Origin of the sequence: Actinosynnema sp. NPDC049800, from assembly GCF_040656635.1 — a bacterium.
Classification (GTDB): Bacteria; Actinomycetota; Actinomycetes; order Mycobacteriales; family Pseudonocardiaceae; genus Actinosynnema.
The window spans coordinates 62341-75683 of the sequence record NZ_JBFAMT010000012.1; the positions used below are offsets into that span (position 1 = coordinate 62341).

17 protein-coding genes are annotated in these 13343 nt (G+C 71.7%); 12 read left to right on the forward strand and 5 right to left on the reverse strand.

Annotation, left to right across the window (positions count from 1 at the left end; all coding sequences use genetic code 11):
• The first annotated feature begins 183 nt into the window (after positions 1–183).
• The 10 genes from AB0I91_RS16980 (at position 184) to AB0I91_RS17025 (ending at position 9262) form a co-directional block, all read left to right on the forward strand.
• Positions 184–1866, forward strand: a complete 1683-nt coding sequence (locus tag AB0I91_RS16980) for a nitrite/sulfite reductase (protein ID WP_499637423.1) — start codon at positions 184–186, stop codon at positions 1864–1866.
• 34 nt (positions 1867–1900) lie between these two features.
• Complete coding sequence (locus AB0I91_RS16985) at positions 1901–2059, forward strand: hypothetical protein (protein WP_015098919.1); 159 nt, start codon at positions 1901–1903, stop codon at positions 2057–2059.
• A complete protein-coding gene (locus AB0I91_RS16990) occupies positions 2056–2757 on the forward strand; it encodes a phosphoadenylyl-sulfate reductase (protein ID WP_498778414.1) in 702 nt (233 codons plus the stop codon). Before AB0I91_RS16985 ends, AB0I91_RS16990 begins: the two co-directional genes overlap by 4 nt.
• Complete coding sequence (cysD, locus tag AB0I91_RS16995) at positions 2754–3659, forward strand: sulfate adenylyltransferase subunit CysD (RefSeq protein WP_498778413.1); 906 nt, start codon at positions 2754–2756, stop codon at positions 3657–3659. Before AB0I91_RS16990 ends, cysD begins: the two co-directional genes overlap by 4 nt.
• Entirely contained in the window at positions 3660–5003 is a 1344-nt protein-coding gene (locus AB0I91_RS17000) for a sulfate adenylyltransferase subunit 1 (RefSeq protein ID WP_499637425.1), read from the forward strand.
• 14 nt (positions 5004–5017) lie between these two features.
• The gene (locus AB0I91_RS17005) at positions 5018–6073 is read left to right on the forward strand and encodes an ABC transporter substrate-binding protein (RefSeq protein WP_499610999.1); all 1056 of its coding nucleotides are present in this window, start codon (positions 5018–5020) and stop codon (positions 6071–6073) included.
• 21 nt (positions 6074–6094) lie between these two features.
• The gene (locus tag AB0I91_RS17010; protein WP_498778410.1) at positions 6095–6883 is read left to right on the forward strand and encodes an ABC transporter ATP-binding protein; all 789 of its coding nucleotides are present in this window, start codon (positions 6095–6097) and stop codon (positions 6881–6883) included.
• On the forward strand, positions 6870–7742 hold the full coding sequence (locus AB0I91_RS17015) for an ABC transporter permease (RefSeq protein WP_499610996.1): 873 nt from the start codon (positions 6870–6872) through the stop codon (positions 7740–7742). The genes AB0I91_RS17010 and AB0I91_RS17015 overlap by 14 nt, the downstream gene beginning before the upstream one ends.
• The gene (locus AB0I91_RS17020; RefSeq protein ID WP_499637427.1) at positions 7739–8470 is read left to right on the forward strand and encodes a sirohydrochlorin chelatase; all 732 of its coding nucleotides are present in this window, start codon (positions 7739–7741) and stop codon (positions 8468–8470) included. The genes AB0I91_RS17015 and AB0I91_RS17020 overlap by 4 nt, the downstream gene beginning before the upstream one ends.
• Before the next feature lie 180 nt (positions 8471–8650).
• Positions 8651–9262 (forward strand): cyclase, encoded by a 612-nt coding sequence (locus AB0I91_RS17025; protein WP_499610993.1) that lies wholly within the window; start codon positions 8651–8653, stop codon positions 9260–9262.
• Positions 9263–9341: 79 nt separating this feature from the next.
• On the opposite strand, the gene AB0I91_RS17030 is transcribed toward AB0I91_RS17025, so the two are convergent.
• Positions 9342–9815, reverse strand: coding sequence for a MarR family winged helix-turn-helix transcriptional regulator (locus AB0I91_RS17030; RefSeq protein WP_499637429.1), 474 nt, complete (start codon positions 9813–9815; stop codon positions 9342–9344).
• Entirely contained in the window at positions 9812–10432 is a 621-nt protein-coding gene (locus AB0I91_RS17035) for a DJ-1/PfpI family protein (protein WP_499637430.1), read from the reverse strand. Before AB0I91_RS17035 ends, AB0I91_RS17030 begins: the two co-directional genes overlap by 4 nt.
• 64 nt (positions 10433–10496) lie before the next feature.
• On the opposite strand from AB0I91_RS17035, the gene AB0I91_RS17040 reads away from it, so the two are divergent.
• Entirely contained in the window at positions 10497–11273 is a 777-nt protein-coding gene (locus tag AB0I91_RS17040; RefSeq protein WP_499637431.1) for an enoyl-CoA hydratase-related protein, read from the forward strand.
• Here the strand turns inward: AB0I91_RS17040 and AB0I91_RS17045 are convergent.
• The 3 genes from AB0I91_RS17045 to AB0I91_RS17055 are packed head-to-tail and all read right to left on the reverse strand — an operon-like array spanning position 11270 to position 12215.
• Positions 11270–11539 (reverse strand): barstar family protein, encoded by a 270-nt coding sequence (locus AB0I91_RS17045; RefSeq protein ID WP_498778403.1) that lies wholly within the window; start codon positions 11537–11539, stop codon positions 11270–11272. The genes AB0I91_RS17040 and AB0I91_RS17045 overlap by 4 nt on opposite strands.
• On the reverse strand, positions 11536–11967 hold the full coding sequence (locus tag AB0I91_RS17050; protein ID WP_499637432.1) for a guanyl-specific ribonuclease: 432 nt from the start codon (positions 11965–11967) through the stop codon (positions 11536–11538). Before AB0I91_RS17050 ends, AB0I91_RS17045 begins: the two co-directional genes overlap by 4 nt.
• An 11-nt stretch (positions 11968–11978) precedes the next feature.
• The gene (locus AB0I91_RS17055; RefSeq protein WP_498778401.1) at positions 11979–12215 is read right to left on the reverse strand and encodes a hypothetical protein; all 237 of its coding nucleotides are present in this window, start codon (positions 12213–12215) and stop codon (positions 11979–11981) included.
• 68 nt (positions 12216–12283) lie between these two features.
• Here AB0I91_RS17055 and AB0I91_RS17060 point away from each other — a divergent pair, with 68 nt between their 5' ends.
• Positions 12284–13252 (forward strand): zinc-binding dehydrogenase, encoded by a 969-nt coding sequence (locus tag AB0I91_RS17060; protein WP_499637433.1) that lies wholly within the window; start codon positions 12284–12286, stop codon positions 13250–13252.
• The last annotated feature ends 91 nt before the right edge of the window (positions 13253–13343 follow it).

The window sequence follows — 13343 nt, forward strand, 5'->3', positions numbered from 1 at the left end:
TCCGCCTGGTGGTCCGCCGCCACGTCGACTTCCGTCGTGTCTCCAGCGCGATGTGCCGTCGTTCGGCATAACCCGCGCCTGCCTTTTTGTTCCCGTCGGCGCCGGGTGCGCTGACGAGACCCCCACCACGGCTGTCCTGGGACTCGCACGCGCACCAGCGCCCCGAATCCCCGGAGGACGAGGATGGTCCCCCCGACGACGACGCCTCAGCGCACCAAGCAGCGCCGAGGTGAGGGGCAGTGGGCGCTGGGCTACCGCGAGCCGCTGAACCCGAACGAGCGGAGCAAGAAGGACGACAACCCGCTCAACGTCCGGTCGCGGATCGAGAACATCTACGCCCACGGTGGCTTCGACTCGATCGACCCGGCCGACCTGCGCGGACGTTTCCGCTGGTACGGGCTCTACACCCAGCGCAAGCCCGGCATCGACGGCGGTCGCACCGCGACGCTGGAGCCGGAGGAGCTGGACGACGAGTACTTCATGCTGCGCGTCCGCATCGACGGCGGCCGGCTCACCACGCAGCAGCTGGCGCTGATCGGCGAGCTGTCCCAGACCTACGCGCGGGACACGGCCGACATCACCGACCGGCAGAACGTGCAGTACCACTGGATCCGCATCGAGGACGTCCCGACGATCTGGCGGAAGCTGGAGGACGCGGGCCTGACCACGATGGAGGCCTGCGGCGACAGCCCGCGCGTGGTGCTCGGCTCGCCGGTGGCGGGCATCGCCGCGGACGAGGTGGTCGACGGCACGCCCGCGATCGACGAGATCCTGCGCCGCTACATCGGCGACCCGCGCTTCTCGAACCTGCCGCGCAAGTTCAAGACGGCGATCTCGGGCCTGCCGGACGTGGCGCACGAGATCCACGACGTGGCGTTCGTCGGCGTGGACCACCCCGAGCACGGCCCCGGCTTCGACCTGTGGGTCGGCGGCGGCCTGTCGACCAACCCCATGATCGGCAAGCGGCTGGGCGCGTGGGTGCCGGTCGACGAGGTGCCGGACGTGTGGGAGGGCGTGATCAGCGTCTTCCGCGACTACGGCTACCGCAGGCTGCGGCACCGCGCGCGGATCAAGTTCCTGGTCGCCGACTGGGGCGTGGACAAGTTCCGCGAGGTCCTCGAGAACGAGTACCTCAAGCGCAAGCTGATCGACGGCCCCGCGCCGCAGAACCCGGCCAACCCGCGCGACCACATCGGCGTGCACCGGCAGAAGGACGGCCTGTTCTACGTCGGCGCGGCCCCGATCGCGGGCCGGGTGTCCGGTTCCACGCTGGTCGAGGTGGCCAAGGTGGTGGAGCGGGCGGGTTCGGGCCGGGTCCGGCTGACGCCGCAGCAGAAGCTCGTGGTGCTGGACGTCCCCGAGGCCGAGGTCAAGAACCTCCAGGCGGACCTCGCGAAGCTGGGCCTGCAGACGGAGCCGTCGCCGTGGCGGCGGGGCGTGATGGCCTGCACCGGCATCGAGTTCTGCAAGCTCGCGATCGTCGAGACCAAGGCGCGCGCGGTGGAGCTGGTGTCCGCGCTGGAGTCCCGGCTGGCCGACGTCGTCGCGGGCGTCACCGAGCCGATCTCCGTGCACATCAACGGCTGCCCGAACTCGTGCGCCCGGATCCAGACCGCGGACATCGGGCTCAAGGGCCAGATCGTCACCGACGCCGACGGCAACCAGGTCGAGGGCTTCCAGGTGCACCTGGGCGGCGGGCTCGGCCTGGACGCCGGGTTCGGCCGCAAGCTGCGCGGCCACAAGGTCACCGCCGCCGAGCTGTCGGACTACGTCGAGCGCGTGGTTCGCAACTTCGTGGCCAAGCGCGAGCCGGACGAGCGGTTCCCGCAGTGGGTCGCCCGCGCCGACGAGGGTGATCTCAAGTGAGCGCGGTCGAGCCGCCGTCCCCGGAGGAGCGGCCATGAGCGAGCGAGCCACCCCCTTCTACTGCCCGTACTGCGGCGACGAGGACCTCCGTCCGCAGGAGGAGCCGAGCTACTCGTGGCTGTGCGCCTCCTGTCGCCGCGTGTTCACCGTCAAGTTCGTTGGTCTCAACCTTCCTCAGGAGGTGCAGCGATGACCGCCCCCACCAGGGTCGAGGAACTGAAGGTGATCGCGGAGGCCGCTTCGGCAGAGCTGGCGGATGCCAGTGCCGAAGAGGCGCTCGCGTGGACCGCCCGCACGTTCGGCGAGAGCTGGATCGTCGCGTCGAACATGCAGGACGCCGTCCTGATCGACCTGGCGACCAAGGTCAAGCCGGACGTGGACGTGCTGTTCCTGGAGACCGGCTACCACTTCGCCGAGACCATCGGCACGCGGGACGCCGTCGACCTCGTCTACCCCGACGTGCACATCGTCAACGCCGCGGCCGAGCAGTCGGTGGCCGAGCAGGAGGCGCAGTTCGGCCTGCTGAACAAGACCGACCCGAACCGGTGCTGCGAGCTGCGCAAGGTCATCCCGTTGCGGCGCACGCTGAAGGACTACGACGCGTGGGTCACCGGGGTGCGCCGCGTCGACGCGCCGACCCGGGCGAACACGCCGATCGTGACGTGGGACGAGCGCAACGGCCTGGTGAAGGTCAACCCGATCGCGCCGTGGACCGACGAGCAGTTCAACGCCTACATCGCCGAGCACGGGATCCTCGAGAACCCGCTGGTGCAGGCGGGTTACCCCTCCATCGGCTGCGCGCCGTGCACCGCGAAGCCGCTGCCGGGCGCCGACGCCCGCAGCGGTCGCTGGGCGGGCCAGTCCAAGACCGAATGCGGGTTGCACGGATGACCACCGCGACAGCTCTCGACACGTTGGGCCGCCTGGAGTCCGAGGCGATCCACATCTTCCGCGAGGTGGCGGGCGAGTTCGACCGGCCGGTGATCCTGTTCTCCGGCGGCAAGGACTCCACCCTGCTGCTGCACCTCGCGGTCAAGGCGTTCTGGCCCGCGCCGGTGCCGTTCCCGCTGCTGCACGTGGACACCGGGCACAACTTCGACGAGGTCATCGAGTTCCGCGACCAGGTCGTGGCTCAGCACGGGCTGCGGCTGGAAGTCGCCAAGGTGCAGGACTACATCGACGACGGCAGGCTGGCCGAGCGCCCCGACGGCACGCGCAACCCGTTGCAGACCGTGCCGCTGCTGGACGCGATCACCGGCCACAAGTTCGACGCGGTGTTCGGCGGCGGTCGTCGCGACGAGGAGCGGGCCCGCGCCAAGGAGCGGATCTTCAGCCTGCGCAACTCCTTCGGCCAGTGGGAGCCGCGCCGGCAGCGCCCGGAGCTGTGGAACCTCTACAACGGCCGCCACCGCCCCGGCGAGCACGTCCGGGTGTTCCCGCTGTCCAACTGGACCGAGCTGGACGTGTGGCACTACATCGCCCGCGAGGGCATCGAGCTGCCGTCGATCTACTACGCGCACCGGCGCGAGGTGTACCTGCGCGACGGGATGTGGCTGGCGGAAGGCCCTTGGGGCGGTCCGCGCGAGGGCGAGCAGAAGATCGAGAAGACCGTCCGCTACCGGACCGTCGGCGACGGGTCGTGCACCGGCGCGGTCGAGTCCGACGCCGCCGACATCGAAGCCGTCATCGCCGAGGTGGCGGCCAGCAGGCTCACCGAGCGCGGCGCGACCCGCGCGGACGACCGGCTGTCCGAGGCCGCCATGGAAGACCGCAAGCGGGAGGGCTACTTCTAGATGAGCGACCTGTTGAGGTTGGCGACGGCGGGCAGCGTGGACGACGGCAAGTCCACGCTGGTCGGCAGGTTGCTGTACGACACCAAGTCGGTGCTGGCCGACACGCTCGACGCGGTGCACCGCGCCAGCGCCGACCGCGGCCTGACCACGCCGGACCTGTCGCTGCTGGTGGACGGCCTGCGCTCGGAGCGCGAGCAGGGCATCACCATCGACGTGGCCTACCGCTACTTCGCCACGCCGAAGCGCTCGTTCGTGCTGGCCGACACCCCCGGCCACGTGCAGTACACCCGCAACACCGTGACCGGCGCGTCCACCGCGCAGCTGGGCGTGCTGCTGGTCGACGCGCGCAAGGGCGTCATCGAGCAGACCCGGCGGCACGCGGCCGTGCTGGCGCTGCTGGGCGTGCCGCGGCTGGTGCTGGCGGTGAACAAGATCGACCTGGTGGACTTCGACGAGGTCACGTTCTCCCGCATCGCCAAGGAGTTCACCGCGCACGCCACCGCCCTCGGGTACGCCGAGGACGCCGTGGTGGAGATCCCGGTGTCGGCGCTGGCGGGCGACAACGTGGTGGAGCGCTCGACGCGGACGCCCTGGTACGACGGCCCGACGCTGCTGGAGCACCTGGAGTCGGTGCCGGTCGACGCGGACGCGCACGACGCGCCGTTCCGCTTCCCGGTGCAGTACGTGATCCGCCCGCGCACCGCCGAGCACCCGGACTACCGCGGTTACGCGGGCCAGGTCGCGGCGGGCACGGTGCGGGTCGGCGACGAGATCGCCGTGCTGCCCGCCGGGCTGCGTTCGACGGTGACCGGCATCGACACCGCCGACGGCCCGTTGCAGGAGGCCGCCGCGGGCCACTCGGTGACCCTGCTGCTGGCGCACGACCTGGACATCTCGCGCGGCGACCTGATCGCCGCCGCGGGCGACCAGCCGACGGTGACCGACGAGTTCGACGCCACGGTGTGCTGGCTGTCGGAGAAGGCGTTGACGCCGGGCGCGCGCGTGCTGGTCAAGCACGGCACGCGGACCGTGCAGGCGATCGTCACGGAGCTGCGCACCCGGTTCGACGAGCAGAAGCTCGCCAGCACCGACGCGCCGGACTCCCTGACCCTCAACGAGATCGGCCAGGTCGCGGTGCGCACCGCCGAGCCGATCCCGGTGGACGACTACACGAAGGACCGCCGCACGGGGGCGTTCCTGGTCATCGACGCGGCCGACGGCAGCACGCTGGCGGCGGGTCTCGTGGGTGCGCCGCTGCCGGAGGTGGACGGCGTGGACAGCTGTACCGAGGGCGGCGACGCCGCCCAGCCCGACAGCCACGCCCTCGTGTCCCCCGGCCCCTGAAAGGTCCCGCGATCGTGAGCGCCCAACGCCGCTTCCTGACCACCTCGCTCGCAGTGCTGACCGCGCTGACGGCACTCGCCGGCTGCTCCCGGATCGACCGCGGCGAGTCCGCCCCCGCCCAGAACCAGGGCGCGGCGGCGGAGGTCCGCCTCGGCTACTTCCCCAACGTCACCCACGCCGCCGCGCTGATCGGCGTGGACAAGGGCTTCTTCGCCAAGGAGCTCGGCTCCACCAAGCTCACCACCCAGACGTTCAACGCGGGCCCCGACGCGGTGAACGCGCTGCTGGGCAGCTCGCTCGACGTGTCGTTCATCGGCTCCGGCCCGGCCATCAACGCCTACGCCAAGTCGGGCGGCGAGGCGGTCCGGCTGGTCGCCGGCGCCACGTCCGGCGGCGCGCAGCTCGTGGTCAAGCCCGAGATCACCTCGCCCGCCGACCTGAACGGCAAGGTCCTCACCACCCCGCAGCTGGGCAACACGCAGGACGTCGCGCTGAAGAAGTGGCTGGCCGACGAGAAGCTCGACGTGCAGGTGACCAACGTCGAGAACTCGCAGTCGCTCGACCTGTTCAAGCGCGGCGACGTCCAGGGCGCGTGGGCGCCGGAGCCGTGGTCGTCGCGGCTGGTGCTGGACGCGGGCGCGAAGGTGCTGCTCGACGAGAAGGACCTGTGGGAGGACGGCAAGTTCCCGACCACGGTGGTCCTCGTGCGGGCGAAGTTCCTTCAGGAGCACCCGCAGACCGTCGAGGCGCTGCTGCGCGGCCACCTCGCGGCCACCGACTTCGCGCTCGACCACGAGGTCGAGGCCAAGCAGGTCGTCAACAACGCGTTGAAGCAGCTCACCGGCAAGGCGCTGGGCGAACCGGTGCTGGACCGGGCGTTCGACAACATCGAGCTGACGCTGGACCCGCAGGCCAAGAGCTTCCCGCGGTTGGCGCAGGACGCGGTGACCGCGGGCGTGGCCAAGGAGGCCGCGAACGTGGCCGGGCTCGCCGATCTCACGCTGCTGAACAAGGTGCTCTCGGCGGCGGGCAAGCCGACCGTGGACACCGCCGGGCTGGACGAGAAGTAACTCGAGGAAGGCAGGCACACCATGACCGCCACGCTTGAGACCCCAGCGGCCGTGTCCGACGTGGACGCCGCGGTGACCTTGTCCGGGGTGCGGAAGGTCTTCGGCCACGGCCCGGCCGGCGTCGTCGCGCTCGACGGCGTCGACCTCTCGGTCGCCCCGGGCGAGTTCGTGTGCCTGCTCGGCGCGTCCGGCTGCGGCAAGTCGACCTTGCTGAACCTGGTCGCCGGGCTGGACGCGCCCACCTCGGGCCGCATCGAGCTGACCACGTCGCGGCCCGCCGTGATGTTCCAGGAGGCCGCGCTCATGCCGTGGCTGACCGCGGCGCGCAACGTCGAGCTGCCGTTGCGGCTGGCGGGCGTCAAGCGGGGCGCGCGCCGGGAGAAGGCCAGCGAGTTGCTGTCGCTGGTGCGGCTGGTCGGCGCGGGCCACAAGCGCCCGCACGAGCTGTCCGGCGGCATGCGGCAGCGCGTGGCGCTGGCGCGCGCCCTGGCGTCCACGCTGGGCAGCGCCGAGGACGGCACGCCCGGCCTGCTGCTCATGGACGAGCCGTTCGCCGCGCTGGACGCCATCACCCGCGACGTGCTCCAGGCGGAGCTGGTGCGGGTGTGGCGGGAGACGTCGACGGCGATCCTGTTCGTCACGCACGACGTGCGCGAGGCCGTGCGGCTGGGTCAGCGGGTCGTGCTGCTGTCCTCCCGTCCCGGCCGCGTGGTGCGCGAGTGGTCCACGGTGGACTGCGACGAGCCCGCCGTCATCGAGGACATCACGGCCCACCTGCGAGAGGTGATCAGCGGTCATGCCGCAGCTTGACACTGACCTCTCGGCGGTCGGCGCCGGGCTGGACGCGCTCGACGCGCCGTCGCAGGAGCGGCGGCCGTCGTGGCGCAAGCGGTTCGTCCGCACCGCCGTGCCGCCGCTGATCGCGTTCGCCCTGCTGCTCGGCGTGTGGCAGGCGTTGTGGGCGCTGGCGTTCTGGCCGGAGTACCAGCTGCCGGCGCCCCGCACGGTGTGGGCGGCGGTGGTCGAGGCGGTCGAGACCGGCCGGGCGTTCGAGGTGCTGTGGACGTCGGTGAGCCGCGCCGTGCTCGGCTTCCTCACCGCCGTGGTGATCGCCACGCCGCTGGGGCTGCTGATCGCCAAGGTGCGCGTGGTGCGGGCGGCCATCGGGTCGTTGCTGACCGGCCTGCAGTCGCTGCCGTCGGTGGCGTGGGTGCCGGCGGGCATCCTGTGGTTCGGCGCGACGCCCGCGACCATCTACTTCGTCGTGCTGATGGGCTCGGTGCCGTCGATCGCCAACGGCCTGGTGTCGGGCGTCGACCAGATCCCGCCGCTGCTGCCGCGCGTCGGCCAGGCGTTGGGCGCGAGCCGGTTCGCGGCGGCGCGGCACATCCTGCTGCCCGCCGCCCTGCCGGGTTACCTGGCGGGGTTGAAGCAGGGGTGGGCGTTCTCGTGGCGGTCGCTGATGGCGGCGGAGATCATCGCCACGTCGCCGCAGCTGGGTGAGGGGCTGGGGCAGTACCTGCACAACGGGTCGGCGTTGAACGACATCTCGATGGTGATCGCGGCGATCTTCCTGATCCTGCTGGTCGGCGTGGGGATCGAGCTGCTGGTGTTCCGGCCGTTGGAGCGGGCGGTGCTGCGGGCGCGCGGATTGACGGGCGCGCTGTGACCGCGCTGGTGGCCGTGGCGCACGGCAGCCGTGATCCGCGCTCGGCGGCCGTGGTGCACGAGTTGTTGGACGTGGTGCGGGCGTTGGCGCCGTCGCTGGACGTGCGCGGGTCCTTCCTGGACCTCTCCGTGCCGCTGCTGGGCGACGTGCTGCGCGGGGCGTACGCGGACGGCCACCGCTCGGCCGTGGTGGTGCCGTTGTTGCTGGGCAAGGCTTTCCACGCGCGCGTCGACGTGCCGAGCGCGGTGGCGGACGCCCGGCTGCCCGGCCTGGACGTGACGATCTCCGACGTGCTCGGTCCCGACCCGCGCCTGGAGTCCGCGGCCCTGCGCCGCCTGGCCTCGGTCGGCGTCCGCTCCCGCGACCGCACGCTCGGCGTGGTCCTGGCGGGCGCGGGCTCGTCCCACGCGCCCGCGAACGCCCTGGTGTCCTCCATCGCCGCCCGCTGGGCCGCCGGCTCCGGCTGGGCGGGCGTGGAAGCCGCCTTCGCCTCCGCCGCGCAGCCCGACGTGCCCACCGCCGTCGCCCGCCTGCGGGCCCGCGGCGCCCGGCGCATCGCCGTCGCGTCGTGGTTCCTGGCGCCGGGCTTCCTCCCGGACCGCGTCACCCGCCTCGCCGGCGACGGCGCGGTCATCGCCCCACCCCTGGGCCCGGACCCGGAAGTGGCCGAACTGGTCCTCCACCGCTACCACTCGGCCCTGACCACCCACCTGGCCGCCTCCGCCTGACCCGCGCGTCCTACTTCCGGTCAGGCGTGTCCTGTTTTCGGAACCCCCGAGTCGATCGCGCGGAACGCCCTGGCCAGAGCTGTGAACTGTTAACCGTTGACGTGAAACCTACTCACAAGTAGTCAGAGGGTACCGCTCCGCCGCTTCTGGAAGCCCTCCACCTCAACGGGGAGAGGACCAATGAAACCTGTCCGAATCGCGGCACTCGCCTTGCTGCCCGTGCTGGTGTTCGCCTCCACGGCCCAGGCCGCGACCCACCCCATCACCTACAAGATGCGCGCGAGCGCGGTGGGCCAGACGTCCGAGTTCACCCTGGACCAGACGATCGACGCCACCGCTCCCGCCACGGCCGCGCCGAACAGCGCCGTCGCCGTGGTCATCGACCCGGCGCCCAACCGCGTGCCGTCGGAAGCCTCCGGCTACCGGGTGCGGGAGATCAAGAATTTGGTGCTCAGGATCCCGGTGCCCGCCAACTCCACCTACCGGTCCGTCACCCTGCAAGGCGGTTCGGGGCTCAACAGCACGCCCACCGCCGCGCTCGAAGGCGGCAACGTGGTGCTGAAGCTCGCCGGCCCGCTCGCCGGCGGCGCCGCCTTCGAGCTGCCCACGCTGACGCTCAACCTCACCGCCGGCGCGTCCGGCGCCATCACCACCAAGCTCGGCGGCACCAGCTACTCCGACGCCGGGCTGACGTTCACCGCCGTGGTGATCGCCGGGATCTTCCCGGTCAACGCCCCGGCGACCGGGTACCCGGACCCGAGCCCGGCGCTGACCACCACGACGATCGGCTGACCGCCGCACGGCCGTGGTCGGCACCCGCCGACCACGGCTCCGATCGGGTGACGGCGCCGAGTGCCGGCGGCCGAGGGGTTCACCGTCCGTCCGACGTCAACGGATCACCCTCCAGGGCCTCGACCAGGCGTTCCATCACCTTGAGCGTGGTGCGCAGGTCGTCCAGGTCCACCTGGGCCGAGACGCGGTTGGTGAACGCGTGCTGCGCCCGCGCGAGGCCGGAGACGGCTTCGTAGCCCGCCGCCGTGGGGCGGAACAGCTTGGCGCGCTTGTGAGCCGGGTTGGGCAGGTACTCCGCCAGACCCCTCGCCACCAGCACGTCGGCGATGCGCTGCACGCTCTGCCTGGTCAGGCTCATCTCCCGGGCGATGCCCGACACCGGCAGCGGCTCGCGCAGGACGGCGCCGAGGACCTGCCACCACGCGGCGGTCAGGCCGACCGGCTTGGTCATCACCTCCGCCGCCTCCAGGAAACCGCCGTAGAGGCGGAACGTGCGCATGATGACCTCGGTCAGCACGTCCCCCGCCTCCGTGCGGGGCTCGACGTCGCTCACGACACCGCGGCGACGAGCTTGCCGAACCACGCCGGGTCGCCCGTCCGGTACAGGCCGTACCACGCCTCCAGCACGGCGGGCTCGTACAGGTCCAGCTCCACGAAGATCTCCCGCGCGAACTCCAACGCCGACGCCGCGCCGGCCGTGATCAGGCCGTCCGCCCGCACCGCGCGTTCCGACCTGAACAACGACGCGCCCGCGTACCCCGGCACGGCCGCCAGCTGCTCGACCGCGTTGCCGCCGTGCGCACGGGAGTTCAGCAGGCCCTCGGCGGCCAGGCCGATCGTCGCGCCGCAGATCGCCGCCACCGGCACGCCCGCGTCCAGCCACCGCCGCGCCGCCGCCCCGAACACCGCGTTGTCGCCGCTCTCCCAGGTGTCCGCGCCGGGCAGGATCAGCATCGCGCTGTCCGCCGGGTCGACGTCCGCCAGCGCCAGGTCCGGCGTGATCCGCAGGCCGCCGATGGACGTCACGGGGTCGAGCGTCGCGCCGACGGTCCGCACCCGGTATCGACCGGGCACCTTCTGGAACTGCGGCGTGTTGATCTGCGCCGTCGCGTACCCGAACTCCCAGTCGGCCAGCGTGTCGTAGAGGGCGAGGTGAACCGTCTTCGTCATCATGACAGCATCCTGTCATTTTGACAGCACACTGTCAACAAACCCGGATCGTAGAGTGCCACCCATGGCAGACGAGCTGGTCCACTACGAGGTGCGGCGTGGCATCGCGACGATCACGCTGGACTCACCCCACAACCGCAACGCCTTGTCCGCGCAGCTGCGCGCCGAGCTGACCGGGCACCTCGAAGCCGCCACGGCCGACGACGCCGTGCGCGTGGTCGTGCTGAGCCACACCGGACCGGTGTTCTGCTCCGGCATGGACCTGAAGGAAGCGGGCGGCGCGAGCGCCGACGAGCAAGGGGTCAACGAGTTCCCGGCGATCCTCGAACAGCTCTGGACCAGCCCCAAGCCCGTGGTCGCACGGCTCGCGGGCCCGGCGCGCGCGGGCGGCGTCGGCCTGGTCGCGGCGTGCGACATCGCGGTCGCGGTGGACACGGCCACGTTCGCGTTCAGCGAGGTCCGCATCGGCGTGGTGCCCGCCGTCATCTCGGTGACCGTGCTGCCCCGCCTGCTGCCGCGCGCCGCGCACGAGCTGTTCCTGACCGGCGAGACGTTCGCCGCGCCGAGGGCCGTCGCCATCGGCCTGATCAACTCGGCCGTGCCCGCCGACGGCCTCGACGCCGAGGTCACCCGCTACACCGACATGCTCGCGCTGGGCGCGCCGAACGCCCTCGCCGCCACCAAGCGGATGCTCCGGGAACCGCGGTCCACCGACCTGGGCGAGGTGTTCGCCGACATGCTGGCCCTGTCCGCACGGCACTTCGGCGGTCCCGAGGGCCAGGAGGGGATCGCCGCGTTCGTCGGCAAGCGCAAGCCGTCGTGGGTCCCCGCGGCGGACTAGTCCGGGTAGACGACGGTCAGGACGCGGTCGCCCAGTTCGGCGGTTCGGGCGACCGCGTCGGCCAGGACGGCCTCCACGTCGGCGTTGCCGCCCTCCCACTCCAGCACGTGCTCGCCCTCCGGCAGCCACGACAGGTCGGTCAGGCAGTCGTACAGCGCGTCCAGGTTGTGCCCGAACCAGTCGGGGAAGCTCAAGGCGTCCGCGATGGCCCCGATGGCGTCCTTCTTCGAGCGCGCGCCCCGGCGCACCACGTGCCGGTAGGTCATTTGCTCACGTCCACGACGACGAACGACTCGTAGTGGTCGGCGGTGTAGTAGACCTCGTCGGACGACCCGGTCACGAGCCGCCGCGCGCCGCGGTCGTCACTGCCCGGCGTGGGCACGGTGTACTCCCGGTAGTAGTCGGAGGGTTTGGCGGGCAACAGCTTCTCGCGGTTCTGGAACGTCACGCCGTCGTTGCGCGGGTACGGGAACGGCCCGCCCCTCCCGATCAGCTCCCACGTGGCCTTCACCTGCGCGGGCAGGCCCGACAGCGGCTCGACCGGCAGCCCCGAGCCCGCGCCCGGCACCGAAGCGGAGGCCGGAGGCGGCGCGGGGTCCGACGACGTGCCGGTGAGGTCCTTGGCGAAGTAGCCGACCACGACCAGCGCGATCAGGCCGAGCAGTGCGACGGAGAGCCGCCGGGCGGGAGTCACGGTCGCAGAGCCTACGAAGGCCCGCCCGCGTCCACCTCCCGGGGCCGGTCCGCGTCACCTGCCCGGTCGACCTTCGGCACCGGGTTGAACCTGGTCGAGGCGTTGTCCACGACCCGGTCGATGAACCTGGCCACCCCCAGGGACAACGGCAGCAGCACGCACATGAGCAGCGCGAACTGGAACGGGAACGCCAGCTGCGCCAACCACAGCTCGACCCCGTCCCACCACTGCTCGAACGCGTCAACCACACCGGCGAGCGTAGTCCCGTGACGCGCTTCACCGCACACGGATCACTACCACTCGGTAAGTTGCCCGCATGTTCGCCGTCTACGCAGCCGAGCCGAGCCCCCAAGACCCGATCGCCGCCGTGCGCGTGGGCGAACGACCGGAACCCGAGGTCCCGGAGGGTTGGGTGAAGGTGGCCGTGAAAGCGGCGAGCCTCAACATGCACGACCTCTGGACGCTGCGCGGCGTCGGCATCAAGCCCGAGCAGTTCCCGATGACCCTGGGCTGCGACGGCGCGGGCGTGCTGGAGGACGGCACGGAGGTCGTGCTGCACTCCGTGATCGGCGACCCGGACTGGTCCGGCGACGAGACCCTCGACCCGCGCCGCACCCTGCTCACCGAGAAGCACCAGGGCACGTTCGCGGAGTACGTCGTCGTCCCCAAGCGCAACGCGCTGCCGAAGCCCGCGGGGCTGAGCTTCGCCGAGGCGGCGTGCATGGGCACGGCGTGGCTGACCGCGTACCGGATGCTGTTCGTGAACTCGGGGCTGCGCCCGGGGCAGACGATGCTCGTGCAGGGCGCGTCCGGCGGCGTCTCGACGGCGCTGGTGCAGCTGGGCCGTGCGGCGGGGTTCCGGGTGTGGGTGACCGGCCGCAGCGAGGAGAAGCGCGCGTTGGCCGAGAGCCTGGGCGCGCACCAGGCGTTCGAGTCCGGCGCCCGGCTCCCCGAACGGGTGGACGCGGTGTTCGAGACCGTCGGCAAGGCCACCTGGTCGCACTCCATGAAGGCGCTCAAGCCGGGCGGCACGCTGGTCATCTCCGGCGCGACGAGCGGTGACGCGGCGGCGGCCGAGCTGCCGAGGCTGTTCTTCCTGCAGTTGCGGGTGGTCGGCTCGACCATGGGCACGCGCGAGGAGCTGGGCGACCTGCTGTCGTTCTGCGACCTGACGGGGCTGCGCCCCCAGATCGGCGCCGAGCTGCCGTTCGAGCGCGTCGAGGAGGGCTTGCGCGCGATGCTCGACGGCGAGACCGCGGGCAAGATCGTCTTCACGCGCGGCTGAGCTTCGTCAACCCGTACGCACGCACAAAATCCACTCCCTCGAATGGTGCAATCGGACAAACCCGGTGACAGTTGACCGGCGTACGGTTCGC

Excerpts from the sequence above, each read along its gene's own strand:
- AB0I91_RS16980 (WP_499637423.1), top strand. The coding sequence starts at position 184 with ATGGTCCCCCCGACGACGACGCCTCAGCGCACCAAGCAGCGCCGAGGT.
- AB0I91_RS16985 (WP_015098919.1), top strand. The coding sequence starts at position 1,901 with ATGAGCGAGCGAGCCACCCCCTTCTACTGCCCGTACTGCGGCGACGAG.
- AB0I91_RS16990 (WP_498778414.1), top strand. The coding sequence starts at position 2,056 with ATGACCGCCCCCACCAGGGTCGAGGAACTGAAGGTGATCGCGGAGGCC.
- cysD (WP_498778413.1), top strand. The coding sequence starts at position 2,754 with ATGACCACCGCGACAGCTCTCGACACGTTGGGCCGCCTGGAGTCCGAG.
- AB0I91_RS17000 (WP_499637425.1), top strand. The coding sequence starts at position 3,660 with ATGAGCGACCTGTTGAGGTTGGCGACGGCGGGCAGCGTGGACGACGGC.
- AB0I91_RS17010 (WP_498778410.1), top strand. The coding sequence starts at position 6,095 with ATGACCGCCACGCTTGAGACCCCAGCGGCCGTGTCCGACGTGGACGCC.
- AB0I91_RS17015 (WP_499610996.1), top strand. The coding sequence starts at position 6,870 with ATGCCGCAGCTTGACACTGACCTCTCGGCGGTCGGCGCCGGGCTGGAC.
- AB0I91_RS17025 (WP_499610993.1), top strand. The coding sequence starts at position 8,651 with ATGAAACCTGTCCGAATCGCGGCACTCGCCTTGCTGCCCGTGCTGGTG.
- AB0I91_RS17035 (WP_499637430.1), bottom strand. The coding sequence starts at position 10,432 with ATGACGAAGACGGTTCACCTCGCCCTCTACGACACGCTGGCCGACTGG.
- AB0I91_RS17040 (WP_499637431.1), top strand. The coding sequence starts at position 10,497 with ATGGCAGACGAGCTGGTCCACTACGAGGTGCGGCGTGGCATCGCGACG.
- AB0I91_RS17045 (WP_498778403.1), bottom strand. The coding sequence starts at position 11,539 with ATGACCTACCGGCACGTGGTGCGCCGGGGCGCGCGCTCGAAGAAGGAC.
- AB0I91_RS17060 (WP_499637433.1), top strand. The coding sequence starts at position 12,284 with ATGTTCGCCGTCTACGCAGCCGAGCCGAGCCCCCAAGACCCGATCGCC.